15 protein-coding genes and 1 riboswitch are annotated in these 15,956 nt (G+C 52.8%); of the genes, 3 read left to right on the top strand and 12 right to left on the bottom strand.

Going from position 1 to position 15,956, the window contains the following annotated elements; genetic code table 11:
• Positions 1-7: 7 nt before the first annotated feature.
• The 6 genes from V3851_RS22210 to V3851_RS22185 all read right to left on the bottom strand — a co-directional run bounded on the left by V3851_RS22210 (position 8) and on the right by V3851_RS22185 (position 5,343).
• On the bottom strand, positions 8-406 hold the full coding sequence (locus V3851_RS22210) for an IS3 family transposase (protein ID WP_331845828.1): 399 nt from the start codon (positions 404-406) through the stop codon (positions 8-10).
• A 132-nt stretch (positions 407-538) separates the two neighbouring features.
• A complete protein-coding gene (locus V3851_RS22205) occupies positions 539-1,117 on the bottom strand; it encodes a transposase (protein ID WP_331848712.1) in 579 nt (192 codons plus the stop codon).
• 107 nt (positions 1,118-1,224) lie between these two features.
• Entirely contained in the window at positions 1,225-1,566 is a 342-nt protein-coding gene (locus V3851_RS22200) for an ASCH domain-containing protein (RefSeq protein ID WP_331848711.1), read from the bottom strand.
• Between the two features lie 416 nt (positions 1,567-1,982).
• Complete coding sequence (gene sdhB / locus V3851_RS22195; RefSeq protein ID WP_331848710.1) at positions 1,983-2,753, bottom strand: succinate dehydrogenase iron-sulfur subunit; 771 nt, start codon at positions 2,751-2,753, stop codon at positions 1,983-1,985.
• Between the two features lie 18 nt (positions 2,754-2,771).
• Positions 2,772-4,517: a succinate dehydrogenase flavoprotein subunit gene (gene sdhA, locus V3851_RS22190; RefSeq protein ID WP_331848709.1), complete on the bottom strand. Its 1,746-nt coding sequence runs from the start codon at positions 4,515-4,517 to the stop codon at positions 2,772-2,774.
• Between the two features lie 154 nt (positions 4,518-4,671).
• Positions 4,672-5,343, bottom strand: coding sequence for a succinate dehydrogenase cytochrome b558 subunit (locus tag V3851_RS22185; RefSeq protein WP_331848708.1), 672 nt, complete (start codon positions 5,341-5,343; stop codon positions 4,672-4,674).
• Between the two features lie 245 nt (positions 5,344-5,588).
• On the opposite strand from V3851_RS22185, the gene V3851_RS22180 reads away from it, so the two are divergent.
• A complete protein-coding gene (locus V3851_RS22180) occupies positions 5,589-6,491 on the top strand; it encodes a LysR family transcriptional regulator (RefSeq protein WP_331848707.1) in 903 nt (300 codons plus the stop codon).
• 93 nt (positions 6,492-6,584) lie between these two features.
• On the opposite strand, the gene V3851_RS22175 is transcribed toward V3851_RS22180, so the two are convergent.
• The 3 genes from V3851_RS22175 to V3851_RS22165 are packed head-to-tail and all read right to left on the bottom strand — an operon-like array spanning position 6,585 to position 9,904.
• The gene (locus V3851_RS22175; protein ID WP_331848722.1) at positions 6,585-7,862 is read right to left on the bottom strand and encodes an ArsB/NhaD family transporter; all 1,278 of its coding nucleotides are present in this window, start codon (positions 7,860-7,862) and stop codon (positions 6,585-6,587) included.
• A 31-nt stretch (positions 7,863-7,893) separates the two neighbouring features.
• Complete coding sequence (locus V3851_RS22170; protein ID WP_331848706.1) at positions 7,894-8,556, bottom strand: potassium channel family protein; 663 nt, start codon at positions 8,554-8,556, stop codon at positions 7,894-7,896.
• 13 nt (positions 8,557-8,569) lie between these two features.
• Positions 8,570-9,904: a TrkH family potassium uptake protein gene (locus V3851_RS22165; RefSeq protein WP_331848705.1), complete on the bottom strand. Its 1,335-nt coding sequence runs from the start codon at positions 9,902-9,904 to the stop codon at positions 8,570-8,572.
• Between the two features lie 69 nt (positions 9,905-9,973).
• A riboswitch (cyclic di-AMP (ydaO/yuaA leader) is annotated at positions 9,974-10,132 on the bottom strand.
• 310 nt (positions 10,133-10,442) lie between these two features.
• On the opposite strand from V3851_RS22165, the gene V3851_RS22160 reads away from it, so the two are divergent.
• On the top strand, positions 10,443-12,116 hold the full coding sequence (locus V3851_RS22160) for a CPBP family intramembrane glutamic endopeptidase (protein WP_331848704.1): 1,674 nt from the start codon (positions 10,443-10,445) through the stop codon (positions 12,114-12,116).
• Here the strand turns inward: V3851_RS22160 and uvrC are convergent.
• Both uvrC and trxA read right to left on the bottom strand, forming a co-directional pair.
• The gene (gene uvrC, locus V3851_RS22155) at positions 12,082-14,064 is read right to left on the bottom strand and encodes an excinuclease ABC subunit UvrC (protein WP_331848703.1); all 1,983 of its coding nucleotides are present in this window, start codon (positions 14,062-14,064) and stop codon (positions 12,082-12,084) included. The two genes, V3851_RS22160 and uvrC, sit on opposite strands and share 35 nt — an antisense overlap.
• 118 nt (positions 14,065-14,182) lie before the next feature.
• Positions 14,183-14,500 carry a thioredoxin gene (trxA, locus tag V3851_RS22150; protein WP_331848702.1) on the bottom strand — a complete coding sequence of 106 codons (318 nt, stop codon included), beginning with the start codon at positions 14,498-14,500 and terminating at the stop codon, positions 14,183-14,185.
• A 265-nt stretch (positions 14,501-14,765) separates the two neighbouring features.
• Between trxA and V3851_RS22145 the strand changes: the two genes are divergently transcribed.
• The gene (locus tag V3851_RS22145) at positions 14,766-14,921 is read left to right on the top strand and encodes a YqzM family protein (RefSeq protein ID WP_331848701.1); all 156 of its coding nucleotides are present in this window, start codon (positions 14,766-14,768) and stop codon (positions 14,919-14,921) included.
• Between the two features lie 66 nt (positions 14,922-14,987).
• Here V3851_RS22145 and dnaI read toward each other — a convergent pair whose 3' ends face one another.
• The gene (dnaI, locus tag V3851_RS22140) at positions 14,988-15,941 is read right to left on the bottom strand and encodes a primosomal protein DnaI (protein ID WP_331848700.1); all 954 of its coding nucleotides are present in this window, start codon (positions 15,939-15,941) and stop codon (positions 14,988-14,990) included.
• Between the last annotated feature and the right edge of the window lie 15 nt (positions 15,942-15,956).

The raw sequence follows: 15,956 nt of genomic DNA, 5'->3' as shown, positions 1-15,956 counted from the left end.
AAATCATCTATGCGGCCTTGGTCCTGAATTCCATCGGACTGAGGCCGTTTAGTTTTCTCTGTAATCGTTCGTAATTGTAGAAGTGGATATAGTCCTCAATGTCTTTCTTTAACTGTTCAAAAGTTCGGTAGGTATGCAAATAATATTTCTCGCATTTTAGCGTCCCCCAGAAAGACTCCATCGGTCCATTGTCGATGCAACGACCAACTCGAGACATGCTCTGTTTCATGTCGGCGTTATCCAACATCTCTTTAAAGCTTATCGACGTATATTGGTAACCTCTGTCGCTATGAAGCATGGGCGTACTGCCTGACGCAGCTTCCTGCGCCAGCTCCAGAGTTCTTGCATAGAAGCTGTATGCTGAGCGACTCTGCCTGTTGCACGGCTTGTATTTCGAGATAGACATTCTCCTGTCGATGCTTGCTTAGCGTCGCCTCCTTTGGAACTCCTGTAACTTTTTTAAGAAGGCATTCTCCGCTCGCAGCCGCTCAACTTCGTACTCCAACTTCTTCATGGCTAGCTTTTTTGTTGGTCGACCTCAGTAAGCTTCCTCAGTAAGCTTCTCTGGCGCCTTCGTGCGTCCTCTGCCGTCGCGAAGAGCCTCTGGGCCACCTGCTTCGTACTTTTTGATCCAACTATATACTTGCTGGTAAGAGACCTTGAATTGGTCTGCCGCCTGGTTGTAGTCTTGTCCATTCGCGAGACAGTGCAAGACAATATCGAGCCTCTCCTGCCACGTTGTAGAACGTCCCTTGGTCATAGCCGTCTTTCCTCCGTTGTAAGCTCGTAAGTTTCTATGACCATTATACTTCTTAATCCAATCGGCGAGTTGGGTTCGACTGGCAATTTTGTACTTATCGATGATTTGGTACTGCGATAATTCCCCAGCTAAATAATCCTTAACAGCTTGAAGTTTAAGGTCTGCGGAATAACTACGATTGTGGGAACCGACCTCTAATCCCTCGATACCGTATAACCGGTAAAGATGTCGCCATTTTACCAAGGTGGATTTATTCAAACCGAACTTCCTAACGGCAGCCTTCAATCCGATTTGGCTATTCTCAATCTCCTGAACGATGGCTAATTTCTCTAACGCATTAAGTTTATTTTTGGGCATGAAAAATGCTCCCCTCACGGCAACAGGTTTTGTTATTTCACCTGTCTACCGTATGGGGATCATATCAAGTAGGTTGCAACTACTAGCGGGCGGCCCCTTTTATACATTTATAACAAGCTCACTCTGATTCCTAAAACTCCCCACTTCGCTTCCTGCTCCGGCGTATAAATTTCATAGGTCTCTTCCAGCAGTTCCCGGACCGGCCGGCCCGCCGCATCCAGTTCGTTCAGAGGAAGGCTGGTGTACATTTCTTGAAAAGAACGGAACGGGAGCAGCTCCTTTACCTCAACTTCCAGACTCTCCTGCCTGTCCGGCAGCTTGTAAAACTCGATCGTGTCGCCCGGCCGGACCTTGCTTCGCTTCTCGTCATGAAGCCGGACCTCAATTTGCTTTCTTCCCGACCGGATCGCTTCAAAAGGCCACGGATTCAAATTCATCGTATGCTTCATGGTTTGGGCTCATTCCTTTTAAACTTTATTCTCTATCCTTTATCCTCTTTATCATCTCTTCCCTTTCCACTTCACGATTTTACTAGCCTGTTCGGGCCTTTTCAACTAGCAGTATAGTTAGCCACCGCCGCTTTGGCCTCACTCCATTGGAAAAATCCAATCAAAATGGTCAGGATCGGCTCACCCCGATAGCTAGATTGGAAAATTCCAATTAAATGAACGGAAAATCCGCCATCACCGTGCAGTTGAATCGCAGATATTGGATATTTCCAATTAGAAAGGCTTCACAGGGAAATTCTCGCCTCCTTGACTGGATATTTCCAATTGTGAGTTGCGGAGGGAAGAGGGAGGGCCTAGATAAAAGAAAAAACCGGGCAATCAGCCCGGTAGTTTTTCTAAAGAAAGCGGACGGACGGCTACACGCCCAGCCAGCGTTTGAACATGTGCTTGCTCGTCGCTTTGTTCATTTCCGCGATGGAAGTCGTCAGCGGGATGCCTTTCGGGCAGGCGCGGACGCAGTTTTGCGAATTGCCGCAGCCCTCGATGCCGCCGTCTTCCATCAGTGCTTCCAAACGTTCCTCGGCGTTCATTTCCCCGGTAGGATGCGCGTTGAACAGGCGCACCTGGGAAATCGCGGCCGGGCCGATGAAATCGGTCTTCTCGTTGACGTTGGGGCAGGCCTCGAGGCAAACGCCGCAGGTCATGCATTTGGATAGCTCATAGGCCCATTGCCGCTTCTTCTCCGCCATCCGCGGCCCCGGACCGAGATCGTACGTGCCGTCGATCGGAATCCAGGCTTTGACCCGCTTCAAGGCATTGAACATCCGGCTGCGGTCGATGATGAGGTCGCGCACGACCGGGAAGGTCCGCATCGGCTCTACCCGGATCGGCTGCTCCAGGTTATCGATCAGCGCCGCGCAAGCTTGGCGCGGCTTGCCGTTGATCACCATCGAGCAGGCGCCGCATACCTCCTCCAGACAGTTGGATTCCCAACATACGGGGGCCGTATGCTCCCCCTTTAGATTCACCGGATTCCGCTGAATCTCCATCAAGGCGCTGATCACATTCATGCCGGGCCGGTAATCCAACTCGAATTCCTCGGTATAGGGCGCCGATTTCGGATCGTCCTGGCGGGTAATAATGAACTTCACTTTTTTCACCGGTATTTTCGTTTCCGCAGTTGCCATAGTCTCTCCTCCCTATTCCTATTTGTCCTTCGAGTAGTCGCGAATCCGCGGCGTGATCAGGGAGACGTCCACATCTTCATAAGAGATTTGCGGGCCGTCGGGCGTCCACGTCGCCTTGGTCGTCTTCAAGAACTCCTCGTCGTTGCGATTCGGGAAATCCGGTTTATAGTGGGCTCCCCGGCTCTCGTTGCGCAGCAGCGCTCCCAGCGTCATCGCTTCCGCCAGCTCCAGCATGTTCCACAACTGGCGGGTAAATGCGGCGCCCGCATTGTTCCAACGGGATGTGTCGTTGATATTGATATTTTTGTAGCGTTCTTTCAGTTCCTTGATTTTCCCGATTGTCGCTTCCAGCTTGTTATTGTAACGGACCACGGTCATGTTCTCCGTCATCCACTCGCCAAGCTCTTTGTGCAGCACATAAGGATTTTCCGTACCGTTCATCGCAAGAATGCCTTCATACTTGTCTTCCTGCTGCTTGCGGTAACGCTCATAAATGGCCGGGCTTAGGTCCTCCGCCGATTTCTTCAGGCCGCGGATGTATTCCACTGCCTTGGGGCCGGCCACCATGCCGCCGTAGATCGCGGAAACGAGCGAGTTGGCTCCCAGCCGGTTCGCCCCGTGGTACTGATATTCGCATTCCCCCGCCGCAAACAAGCCGGGAATGTTCGTCATCTGATTGTAATCCACCCACATGCCGCCCATGGAGTAATGGACCGCCGGGAATATCTTCATCGGAATTTTGCGCGGGTCGTCGCCCATAAATTTTTCGTAGATTTCAATAATGCCTCCGAGCTTCACATCGAGCTCTTTCGGATCCTTGTGGGACAAATCGAGATAGACCATGTTCTCGCCGTTGATCCCCAGCTTCAGATCGACGCAGACGTGGAAGATTTCCCGGGTTGCGATATCCCGGGGTACGAGGTTGCCGTAGGCCGGATATTTCTCCTCCAGGAAGTACCACGGTTTGCCGTCCTTGTAAGTCCAGATCCGCCCGCCTTCCCCGCGCGCCGATTCCGACATCAGCCGCAGCTTGTCGTCGCCGGGAATCGCCGTCGGGTGAATTTGAATAAACTCGCCGTTCGCATAATGGACGCCCTGCTGATATGCCGCACTGGCAGCCGTCCCCGTATTGATCACCGAATTCGTCGTTTTGCCGAAAATGATGCCGGGGCCGCCCGAGGCCAAAATCACCGCATCGGAAGCGAAGGTGACGATCTCCATCGAGCGCAGGTTTTGGGCGCAAATGCCGCGGCAGACGCCTTCGTCGTCGAGAACGGCGGACAGAAACTCCCAGTTCTCGTATTTGACGACCAGCCCTTCCGCCTCGAAACGGCGAACCTGTTCATCCAGGGCGTACAACAGCTGTTGCCCGGTCGTCGCCCCGGCAAACGCCGTCCGGTGGTGCTTCGTGCCGCCGAAGCGGCGGAAATCGAGCAGTCCTTCCGGCGTCCGGTTGAACATTACGCCCATCCGGTCCATCAGATGGATGATCCCCGGCGCCGCTTCGCACATCGCCTTGACCGGCGGCTGGTTGGCCAGGAAATCGCCGCCGTATACCGTGTCGTCGAAATGCTCCCACGGCGAGTCCCCCTCGCCCTTCGTATTTACGGCCCCGTTGATCCCGCCCTGCGCGCAGACGGAGTGTGATCTTTTGACCGGGACTAGCGAGAACAGATGGACCTGGACGCCGGCTTCCGCCGCCTTGATCGTGGCCATCAATCCCGCCAGCCCCCCGCCGACGATAATAATGCTCTGTTTAGCCATCTCTATTTCAACTCCTAAAAGTTTTGTGTAGCATAAGCTTCTTTGTAATACTTCGACAAAACTTGCTTCGTAAGCATAGGCTTAGTTTTGTGTAGCATAAGCTTCTTGAGATACTTCGTACAAAACTTGCTTCGTAAGCATCTACCTAGTTTTGTTACCCGATAAATACCCGGAGCGTTTCCAGCATCGCCGTTCCTTCCGCCTGGAATTCCGCCCCGCGGAAAGCAAACAGCGACCAGGTAAAGACGACGGCAACCACGGCGAACAACGTCATACAAATATAGGAAGAAACCCGTTGCGCACGCGGTCCGACCGTTATGCCCCAGCTGACCAGGAACGACCAGAAGCCGTTCGCAAAGTGGAAAGCCGCCGCGACGACCCCGATCAGATATAAAGTGAAGGAGACCGGATTCGTCACAATGTTATGCATCACGCCGCCGAGCTCCTCGTGGCTCACGTTACCGAGTGCCACTTGCAGTCTAGTTTCATAGAGGTGCCAGATGACGAATGCAAACACAAGCACGCCCGTGATCCGCTGCAGCAGATAACGCAAATTGCGCTCATTGCGAAAGCGGGTGTTGTTGGGCTTCGCCTGAAACGCGATATACATTCCGTAGACGCCATGATACAGAAGCGGCAGCCAAATCCCGAAAATCTCCAGCACAATGACCACCGGCAGGCTGTTCAGAAATGCAACGGCGTCCTTGAACCCCTGGCTCCCGCCTTCCACCGCGGAAAAATTCGTCAGCATATGTTCCAGAAAAAATAAGCCAAGCGGAATGACACCCAGCAGCGAGTGCAGCTTTCTGGAATAAAACCCTTTCATAAGCCCATGTTCCCCTTTCCCGTTTCCATCGTTCCTTATCCATTTTTTTCGAAGATTGATTGCTATTAGAGCCGACCGCTAGACGTATATGATAAATTACACAAGATCGCGGTCATTTTCGCTTGTTACAAATATAACATGTGAACATCTTGTGTCACTTTTAATGTTACAACTTTTTATCTTATAATGGAATTGCAATATAATTATTAATAGTTATAAACAACTCGCATAAGAGGGGATGTCCGATGGTTGAAGACCTGCTCGTATTTACCACGGTCGTGGAACAATCCAGTTTAAATAAAGCCTCCAAGCTGTTGAATTTATCACAGCCCGCCTTGTCGCGGAAAATCGCCAAGCTGGAGGAGGAATGGGGCGTCGAACTGTTTTGGCGGAAAGGAAAGAGGCTGGAGCTCACCCGAGCGGGACAGGAGGCGTACGTGTACGCGGTTGAACAGCGGCAGCGCCATCAGAATTTCCTTCAAGCCCTTTCCCGCTTCAAAGCGCCGGAACGCAGCGTCGTCACGCTCGGAGCCAGCCTGACGACGATCCAGACGACGCTGCCGCCGCTCGTCACGGCGCTGATGAACAGCTTCCCCGATATCGAACTCAAGCTGATCACGGGGAAAACCCATGAGATCGTCTCCCAGGTCCGCGAACGCAAGATCGATATCGGGGTTATCGCTTCTTCCATCAGCGAGTCCGGGCTTAAATGCATCACGCTGTTCCGGGATCATTTGGAGCTGGTCGTTCCCCGCGGACATGAGCTCGCCGGGAACAGCAAAGCTGTCATGGACGATTTGAACGGCCGCTCCATGATCATCTTCTCCAAGGGCACCTGGTACCGGAAACTGATCGACGACCTGTTCACCCGTTACGGCATCATTCCCGATATCCGGATGGAGATCGATTCCTTCGAAGCGATCGTGCGCCTGTTGCCGACCTGCAAGGCGGCGGCGCTGCTGCCCAAATCGTATTTGCGCAAGCAATTGCTGAGAGACAACGGCCTCGTGACCGTGCCGATGAACGAGCTGGAGCAGACGGGTAGGGAAACTTGCCTTGTATACGGGGATAAATCCAATCTAAGCAATGAGATGAAGGAATGGATGATGCAAATCCGGGAGAGACTCGTGGAGGAACTGCCGCTGTAAGAATATACCCGGTAAACCCATAAAAAAAGCTGACGGTACAGGCCCTAAGCCAATACGTCAGCTTTTCAATTAACCCGGTTCAACCGGTCACATTCAGAAATATCGCAATAAAATGTAGATGGTCGAAATAATGATCGATAATATCATCAGCGGAAATCCGTATTTCAAGTATCGGACAAAAGTAACCGGTTCGCCCTCTTTGGCCGACATGCCCGCTCCAATCAAATTCGCGCTCGCTCCAATCAGCGTTCCGTTTCCGCCCAGACAGGCGCCAAGGGCGAGGCTCCACCACAGCGGCTCAAGATTTTGAATCCCCATATTCCCCATATCCTGAATCATTGGAATCATTGTGGCCACAAGCGGAATATTGTCGAGAAAAGCCGATACGATCGCGCTAAGCCATAAAATCAGCATAGACGTAGAAAGCGGGTCACCTCCGGTCAAATCGATAACCCCTTCGGCAAGCAGCTTGATCGTCCCCGTATCGACCAGACCGCCAACCAGAACGAATAAGCCGACAAAGAAAAAAATCGTCGGCCATTCCACGGAACGAAACGCCCTTTCCATAACCTTCTCTCCAGTGATCAACAAGAGCAGGAACGCGCCGGCAAGCGCAACCGTGGCCGATTCCAGGTGTATGCTTTGATGCAAAAAGAAACCGAGCAGCGTAATTCCCAGGATAATCAGACATTTGACCAGTAGTTTTTTATCCGTAATCAATCCGTCCAGGCTAAGATTCATAATCTTCCGTCCATTTGCAAAAGCGGGTTTCAGTTGTTTCCGGAAAATCAAAATCGTGATCGGCAAAATCACCGCCAGGATTAAGAGCGCAACCGGAGCCAGATTCTCGATAAAAGCGACGAATGATAATTCATTAACGGCGCTGCCGATCATGATGTTGGGAGGATCCCCGATTAAAGTAGCGGTACCACCTATATTTGTGGCGATGATCATCGAAAATATATAGGGGAACGACTTTATCTCCAATTGGCGCGTGATACTAAACGCCACCGGAACCATCAGAATGATCGTCGTTACATTGTCAAGAAACGCCGAACCTACTGCCGTAATGAGCGCCAGCAGCCACAATATGGTTACGGGATTTCCCTTTGCCAATTTGGCCGTCCAGATCCCGATATAAGAAAACAAGCCGGTTTCGGCCGTCGTGTTCACAATGATCATCATTCCGACCAGCAGGCCAAGCGTATTGAAATCAATATGGTGAATGGCGCTTTCCTGGTTCAGAATCCCCAATAACAGCATCAACGCCGCCCCAGCCATGGCAAGGACGGTCCGATGAATTTTTTCCGAAATAATGAGTGCGTAGGTTATCAAAAATATAGCTATGGCCAAGATCGCTTGCTGCTCCATCATACTCTCCACTCCAACGCAAAAAAGGCGTTTATTGAATTAGCACTTTCTCAAATTCTTCTATATTTTTCTTGGCCCCGATAATGACCATAATGTCGTCAAGAGCCAGATGATCCATCGCCGTGGGGGCGACAATAACGCCATTCTCCCGGTGGATGGCGACGATGCTGCAGCCGAACCGGGCGCGCGGATTCAGATCGCCCACATTTTTCCCGTCCAGGCATCCCGGCACCCTGAGTTCGACTATGCTGTATTCTTTGGAAAGCTCAATATAATCCAGCAAGTTTGGCGTGACAAGCTGATGAGCGACGCGCACCCCCATATCCCGCTCGGGGAAGATGACCCGGTCCACGCCCAATTTCTCCAGGGCCCGGCCATGAAGGACGGATATCGCCTTGGCCACCACCGTCTTAATACCGATCTCCTTAAGCAGGATGGCGCTCAGAATACTCATTTGGATATCGTTGCCGATCGCCACAATGCCGCAGTCGAAATTCCGCACGCCGAGCGATTTCAGCACCTCTTCATCGGTGGCGTCCGCCACCACGGCATGGGTGAGCCGATCGCTCCATTCGTCGACCACTTCTTCATTGCGATCCACGCCAAGCACCTCATAACCGAGGTTCATCAGCTCAAGCGCCAGACTGGAGCCGAACCGCCCCAATCCGATCACTACAAACTGCTGTGTTTTCATCTTTCTTTTCCCCTTATCCTATAATCATTTTGCCTTCGGGATGTCTATACAATTCTTTACCCTTCTTCGGCCCAAGCGCATAAGCGAGCGTCAAGGGACCGAGCCGTCCGGCAAACATGGTGAAGCTGATAATGATTTTCCCCAGGACGGTGAGCTTACCCGTAAGCCCCATGGACAGCCCCACCGTGCCGAAGGCGGACGTCGTTTCGAACAGGATGCTGAGGAAGCTGGCATCCTCCGTCGTGGACAGCACCATCGCGACGGCAACGACCAGAAACAAAGCGAGCATCGTGATCGTGACCGCTTTGAAAATTCTTTCCTGGGCAAACCGGTAACGGAAAAGCACCAGGTCCGTGCGTCCGCGGATCATGGAGATCACCGCCCCGACCAGAATGGTAAATGTCGTCGTCTTGATCCCGCCCCCGGTGGAGCTAGGCGAAGCCCCGATGAACATCAGAATAATTATGAAGAACTGCGTGGCTTGACGAAGCCCGCCGATGTCCAGCGTATTGGCACCCGCCGTCCGCGGCGTGACCGACTGAAAGAGCGAGCCCCAGAATTTCCCGGACCAGCCCAGTGAGCCAAGTGACTTAGGGTTGGTGAATTCAAACACGAAAATTACCAGCGCGCCGATCACGATCAACGCGGCGGTCATCGACAGCACCACTTTGGAATGCAGCGACAGCTTGCGGCGTTTCCGGAATTCGATCAGGTCGGACAGAACGATAAAGCCCAACCCGCCCGAAACAATAAGGAATATCGCCACAAAATTGACAAGCGGATCACTGACATACTGCGTAAGGCTGCGATACTCGCCGAACAAATCGAAGCCCGCGTTGTTGAACATGGAGACACTATGGAAAACGCCGAAATACAGCGCCCGGCCAAACGGCATGTCGAACGACCAGCGGATCGCGAACAGCAGCGCGGCGCAGCTTTCGATGACGAGGGAATACATCAGCACTTTTTTGATCAGCCTAACGATGCCTTCCATTGTATTCTGGTTCATTGCTTCCTGCAGCAGCAGGCGCTCCTTGAGCGAGATTCTCCGTTTGAATACTAGGGCAAACAGCGTCGCCATCGTCATGAAGCCGAGGCCTCCGATCTGGATCAGCAGCATGATGACCACCTGTCCGAAGGTGGAGAAATAAGTTCCCGTATCCACGACGACCAGTCCGGTTACACAGGTTGCCGAGGTAGCCGTAAAGAACGCATCGACAAAAGGCAGCGACTCCCCGGTGGCGCTCGAAATCGGCAGCATCAGGAGCAGCGCCCCGGCGAGAATAATAAGCGCGAATCCCAGCACTAACACCTGGGGAGGAGAGAATTTGAACCATTTGGAAAGCAATGTTGTTCACCTCATTATCGGTTTGAAAAGCAAAAAGAAAAAAGCACTGGAAATCCAATGCCTTTAGATTGGTCCCTGCTGCAAAGGCCTACGAGGTTAGCTGACGGATTCGGGCTTGCACGGCTGCCCTATTCGCATCTTCACCAGGCCGAAGCCGGACGAATCAGCGAAATTCACCCCAAAAAATCGGTTCCCCCGTTTTCGGTTGAAATTCGGCCAAACTATTCATTTATCGCGATTATTTTAATTTCATCATTTTTCATTTCATTTTCGTCAAATGGATTATAAGCTTTATTTCCCCCCGCTACAAAGGTATTTTTGGATGAAAAACATCGATAATAACTGAAATCGGATGAAACAAGCGCAAAGGTGATCGCTTCTCTAAGCCATGCTTTTGTTTGCCGGAGTTATTGCGGTATTTCAAGAAAAGCCCCTCGTCTCTGGCGCAGAAATCCGCCCTGTGTTATCTTTACTGTGACATGGATACACCAAAATCATACCGTATTGCCAAAAAAATATTGTTTAAAGGAGTTTTTGCATGTATTCCGACCCACATCCAGAGCCGTACGGGCGCAGGCCAAAGACCCGGACCCTGTGGCTCCTCGCCGCGATAGGTTTCATCGTGTTTATCTGGGTGCAGCTTCTGCCCACCACCGATTCCGAATCATTGCAAGTTCAGCAGTCGACTCAGATCATCACCAAGGAGCAGGCCCGGGAATCCGCCGCCAAATTCGCGGCAACGGCGCTCGGCTACGCCGGCGATTTGGGGGAAGCTTTGGTTACCTACGATACCGACTCCGATGTTTACGGGTATTTGACCCGGGAAGATTTGATGGCGGATTTCTTGAAAAAATACGACAAACAGTTTCCTTACGACGTGTTCCAGGTCCGGTTTGAACATCCGGACGCGGAGACAAGCGCCTTGACGGTCGATGTTCATATGACGACGGGGAAGGTGGTCGGCTTTGAGAAAACCGGGGATTACGAGCTATCCGTCAGCTCGAGCTGGGAACAAATTCTCGAGCAGGCGAATCCGATCCTGTCGGCGCTGGGATTCGACGAAAATACGGAGATGGTCGTGGACGAGGTTCCAAACGGGCTGTTGCTTACGCTCTCCGGTTATACCGTCGGCGAAGCTCAGGCGGAAGTCGGCGTAACCTACGACGGGGGACGGGTTACCATGGTTGAAAGTTATTTTGACATACCGCAAAGCTATACGGATTATATCGATCGCCAGACCACGATCGCCAATTGGCTCACTTATGTCGGTTATGCGCTGATGACTTTTGTGCTCGGCATTCTCGCTATCGTGTACAGCGCCCTGAAAAGAATACATACTTCGTTCAAACGGGGCATTATCCTGGCTTCGGTATATTTCCTTATTTCCTTGGGCTCCGCGATCAATATGCTCCCTTATTTTGAAAAAGAGGGAATCAGCGGTCCGATTCTGATCTTTAGCATGTTCATCCAAGGCATCGTCACGCTGATCATGGCCGCGTCGATTTATTTCTCGCTGGTCGGCGGCGACGGGCTCTGGCGCGAACAGGGGATTGCTCTGTGGCCTCGCGCCAAAGAACAAGGGTACGGACGCCATGTGCTGTCCGCGGTTTGGGACGGCTACGCTTGGGCGCTTATCCTGCTCGGCGTCCAGTCGGTCATCTTTCTCGTGCTGGAAAATACGATCCATATGTGGTCCACCACGGACGATTCGCAATCGACCTACAATATGCTCTATCCCGCCTTGCTCCCGCTGCTGGCTTGGGTGGCGGGGATCGGCGAGGAAGCCGTATACCGGCTGTTCGGCATCCCGATGCTGAAGAAAATGTTCCGCAGCACGGTTGCGGCCAGCGTGATCACGACGCTGATCTGGGCGTTCGGGCACACGCTGTACCCGATCTACCCGGTCATCTCCCGCCCGATCGAGCTGCTGTTCATCGGCTTATTGTTCAGTTTCATTTTCCTGCGCTACGGCTTTATTACCGTCATGTTCGCCCACGTCATCTTCGATAGCCTGCTGATGTCGATCAGCGTGATGTTTACGGGCGGTGCGCTGAATATCGCGGCCGGCATCTTCTTTATCGCGCTGCCGGCGATCGTCGCATATGTCATCTATCTGTTCAATCCTCCGGGGAAGGAACGGCCGCCCGTTCCGCCGCAAAAAAAAGAAGAGCCGTTGTTCACGACTCCTCTTCCTCCCGGAGGGCATCTATAATTTGCTTGGCTAATTTGTCGCCAATGGAAAGAGGCCGGAAGTCTTCGACGGAGGCCTCTTTTATTTTTTTCAGCGAGCCGAAATGCTTAAGCAGCGCTTTCCGGCGCTTCTCCCCGATGCCGGGGATGGCATCGAGGCGCGAAGCGACCATCGATTTGCCGCGCTGCTCGCGGTGGAACGAGATGGCGAAGCGGTGCACCTCGTCCTGAATCCGCTGCAGCAAATAGAATTCCTGGCTGTCGCGGGGCAAATGGATCGGCTCCGGCGGATCGCCCACCATCAGTTGGGCGGTCCGGTGCTTGGCGTCCTTGACAAGGCCGCCCACCGGAATGAACAAGCCCAGCTCGTTCTCCAGAACGTCGACCGCCGCGGAGATTTGGCCTTTGCCGCCGTCGACGATGATCAGATCGGGCTGCGGCAGATTTTCCTTCAGCACCCGCTCGTATCTGCGGCGGATAACCTCGCGCATCGTTTCGTAATCGTCCGGACCTTGGACGGTCTTGACTTTATACTTCCGGTACTCCTTCTTCTCCGGTTTCCCGTCGATGAACACGACCATCGCGGACACGGGATTGGCCCCTTGAATGTTGGAGTTGTCGAACGCCTCGATCCGCGACAGGCTTTCCAGGCCGATCGCCTGGCCCAGGTTGGCGGATGCTCCGCGCGTCCGCTCCTCATCCCGCTCGAACAGGCGGAATTTCTCGTTCAAAGCGACGCGGGCGTTATCCTCGGCCATCTTCACCATCTGCCGCTTCAGCCCGCGCTGCGGCACGAGCGTCTTCACGCCGAGCCACTCGTGCAGCGCCGCGGCCCCGCTGGCCGCGTCCAGCGTTTCGCCGTCCGCGGATGCAGCGGCAGCGGCTGCGCCTTCGTCAGGCTTAGGCTCGCCCGCGGCGGCCGCCGCGTCTTCGGCGTCGGCGGAGCCGTCAGGCGCCGACGCGGGCTCTTCCTCCCCTGCCGCCGCCTCCCGCGCTCCCATCTCCGGAAGCAAAATTTCCTTCGGCAGGGCCGGGTTATCGCTGTAATACTGGGTCACGTAGGATAGGAAATCACTATACGCGTCCCCATAGTAAGGAATGATGGACGCATGGCGCTCGATCATTTTCCCCTGGCGCATGTAAAGAATCTGCACGCACATCCAGCCTTTGTCGACCGCAAACCCGAACACGTCGCGGTCTTTGGCGTCCGAGGTCGTGATCTTCTGCTTCTCCATCAGCGCATCGATGTTAATAATCTGGTCTCTAAGCTCTTTGGCCCGCTCGAAATTCAGCTCTTCGGCCGCTTCCTGCATTTTGCGCTGCAGATCCTTCTTGATCTCCTCATGCCCGCCGCTTAGGAAGGAAGTAATCTCCTGGATCATCCGTTCGTACTCCGATTGCGGCACTTCCTTCACGCAAGGTGCCAGGCACTGGCCCATATGGTAATAGAGACAGACCTCCTTCGGCATGACATTGCATTTGCGCAGCGGGTACATCCGGTCCAGCAGCTTCTTCGTCTGCTGCGCGGCGTAGGCGTTCGGATACGGGCCGAAATATTTCGCCTTATCTTTCAAAAGCCGGCGGGTGACCTCAAGCCGGGGATGCGGTTCGTTCGTGATTTTGATGTACGGAAAAGTCTTGTCATCCTTCAGCAGGATGTTATAACGCGGGTAATGCGTCTTAATCAGATTGCACTCCAGAATGAGCGCTTCCATATTGCTGCCGGTGACGATATATTCGAAATCGCGGATCTCGGAGACGAGCCGCTGGGTTTTCCCGTCATGGCTCCCCGTAAAATAGGACCGGACCCGGTTCTTCAAAATTTTGGCCTTGCCGACATAAATAATCGTGCCTTCTCTGTTCTTCATCAGGTAACAGCCCGGCAGATCGGGCAAAAGCGCAAGCTTGTTGCGGATATTCTCCATCGCCTTTTCCCGTTCCCGGGCATCTTCCTTCGTTGCCGAACCCATGTTGTATTCCTCCTCTCCGCATGCAAATAGGCTGCCGCTTCTACGCAGAAAACGCCCCCGGATATGCCGGAGGCGCGAGATTCAAAAGTTAAAACAAGTACACCCTCATCTAAAACGTTTATTGATGTTTGGCGATCAGGTTTTTAAGGTTTTCCTTGGAGTTCAAGCCGACCACTTTATCCACCGGCTGGCCGTCCTTAAAGAAAATCAGCGTCGGAATGCTCATCACGCCGAAACGGGAAGCGGACTCCGGATTATCGTCCACATTTAATTTGGCGATCTTCACGGAATCGCCGACTTCATTCGCCAAATCCTCAAGAATCGGAGCGATCATTTTGCAAGGTCCGCACCAAGGCGCCCAGAAGTCCACCAGGACGGTGCCCTTTCCTTCGACTTCGCTATTGAAAGTTTGATCGGATACATTAACAATTGCCATCTGCAATCTCCTCCTTATATCGTGCCCAGTCGTCAACATGCCGCTGAGACAAGTATTAATAACCGAAAATATGATGCTGCAAACCCGCCGAGGGCAGGCGTGTTGATAATTATACCACAATTTTATAGTAAAAGAAAAACCGTAACCAATCCCGGCTGCTTTACAAAATTCAAGACGATTGGTTATACTAATGATAACCAAAAATCGATTTGTCTATGATGTTTATTATTGACAGCGATTTATTTTGCGAGGAGGCCCCGTCGCCATGGATGCAAACAATCATGTAACCGACCCCCGGGAGCATATTAATGAAGAGCCCCGCAACGATTTGTTCGACCTGATGAACGGTTTCTTCGGGATGCTCACGTTTATGGTTGTTGTTTTCTTCGGAATGGTAATCGTGAAATTTATTGCCGGCTAAGCCGGGATCGTTATGCCGTTACAAGTAAAGCCGGGATCTTCCGTGAAGATCCCGGCTTTATGCATTTTAGGCACGCCCGCGCTTATTGCTGCCGCTTACGGTAACCACGTCCACAAACGGAGCGATCCGGTCCATCAGCCGCTGGCCTTTGTTGATTTCCTCCCCGTCCTTGCTCGTGAAGCTGAGATGCTTCTCCAAAGCGCTCAGGGAATAATTCGATGTATAAAAGGTCGGCTTCCGGTTCATCCGGTAATTCAAAATCGAGCCCATCACATGGTCGCGCACCCACGGATTCAAATTTTCCGCTCCGATATCGTCAAAGATCAAAAGATCCGCCTGCTTCATGATTTCCGTCGTTTCTTTCAGCTTCTGGCTGTCCTGCAGCATCGACTTCAGATCCTCGACGAATTCCGGCATATACACAATGACCCCGGAATAGCCTTCCTTGGCCAGCTCATGCAGCAGATAGCACATCAAAAACGTTTTGCCGGTGCCGAAATGGCCTTCGAGATAGAGCCCGCGGGTTTGCAAGCCGGCTTCCTTCGTGGCGTTGATGTAACGGAACACCTGACCGACCGCGGGAGCACGGACGCTGTCCCGGGTCAAAATTTCCACTTCTTTATACCCCTCGCTCAAAGCGCGTTCGTCGACATAGAAACTCTGAATTCTCTTCTTCACCATTAATTCCTGTTCATACCTGACCTGCTTGGAACAAGGAACCTGGCAGTCTACCAATTGCACCACATTGCCCGCATTCTCGACCGTCAGCTTCGTATAATGCCCCGGGAAATCGTTGGGGCAGCGGTCGAGTCCGGGGCAGTTCGCGCAGTGGCGGCTGTCGTTCACATACTGGTACAGCTTGGCCATTCCGCGATTCAACTGCTCCTCGCCGAGTTCCGGATGACGGATGCACAAATCGCGTACCAGCGGCTCGTTCATCATTCTCGCTTTCAATTCGTCCGAACGCCGCCGGAGCTGGGAGTTATTCATTTGCGACAGCAATTCCCCGAGGGATTCCATACGTTATCTCACCTT

Origin of the sequence: Paenibacillus haidiansis, from assembly GCF_036553665.1 — a bacterium.
In the GTDB taxonomy this organism is placed as follows: domain Bacteria; phylum Bacillota; class Bacilli; order Paenibacillales; family Paenibacillaceae; genus Fontibacillus; species Fontibacillus haidiansis.
The sequence above is the reverse complement of the archived record's forward strand: the minus strand, read 5'-3'. Positions and strand labels throughout refer to the sequence as shown.

Bases quoted from the DNA above. Each gene is read 5' to 3' on its own strand.
- V3851_RS22210 (WP_331845828.1), bottom strand. From the start codon at position 406: ATGTCTATCTCGAAATACAAGCCGTGCAACAGGCAGAGTCGCTCAGCA.
- V3851_RS22205 (WP_331848712.1), bottom strand. From the start codon at position 1,117: ATGCCCAAAAATAAACTTAATGCGTTAGAGAAATTAGCCATCGTTCAG.
- V3851_RS22200 (WP_331848711.1), bottom strand. From the start codon at position 1,566: ATGAAGCATACGATGAATTTGAATCCGTGGCCTTTTGAAGCGATCCGG.
- sdhB (WP_331848710.1), bottom strand. From the start codon at position 2,753: ATGGCAACTGCGGAAACGAAAATACCGGTGAAAAAAGTGAAGTTCATT.
- sdhA (WP_331848709.1), bottom strand. From the start codon at position 4,517: ATGGCTAAACAGAGCATTATTATCGTCGGCGGGGGGCTGGCGGGATTG.
- V3851_RS22185 (WP_331848708.1), bottom strand. From the start codon at position 5,343: ATGAAAGGGTTTTATTCCAGAAAGCTGCACTCGCTGCTGGGTGTCATT.
- V3851_RS22180 (WP_331848707.1), top strand. From the start codon at position 5,589: ATGGTTGAAGACCTGCTCGTATTTACCACGGTCGTGGAACAATCCAGT.
- V3851_RS22175 (WP_331848722.1), bottom strand. From the start codon at position 7,862: ATGGAGCAGCAAGCGATCTTGGCCATAGCTATATTTTTGATAACCTAC.
- V3851_RS22170 (WP_331848706.1), bottom strand. From the start codon at position 8,556: ATGAAAACACAGCAGTTTGTAGTGATCGGATTGGGGCGGTTCGGCTCC.
- V3851_RS22160 (WP_331848704.1), top strand. From the start codon at position 10,443: ATGTATTCCGACCCACATCCAGAGCCGTACGGGCGCAGGCCAAAGACC.
- uvrC (WP_331848703.1), bottom strand. From the start codon at position 14,064: ATGGGTTCGGCAACGAAGGAAGATGCCCGGGAACGGGAAAAGGCGATG.
- trxA (WP_331848702.1), bottom strand. From the start codon at position 14,500: ATGGCAATTGTTAATGTATCCGATCAAACTTTCAATAGCGAAGTCGAA.
- V3851_RS22145 (WP_331848701.1), top strand. From the start codon at position 14,766: ATGGATGCAAACAATCATGTAACCGACCCCCGGGAGCATATTAATGAA.
- dnaI (WP_331848700.1), bottom strand. From the start codon at position 15,941: ATGGAATCCCTCGGGGAATTGCTGTCGCAAATGAATAACTCCCAGCTC.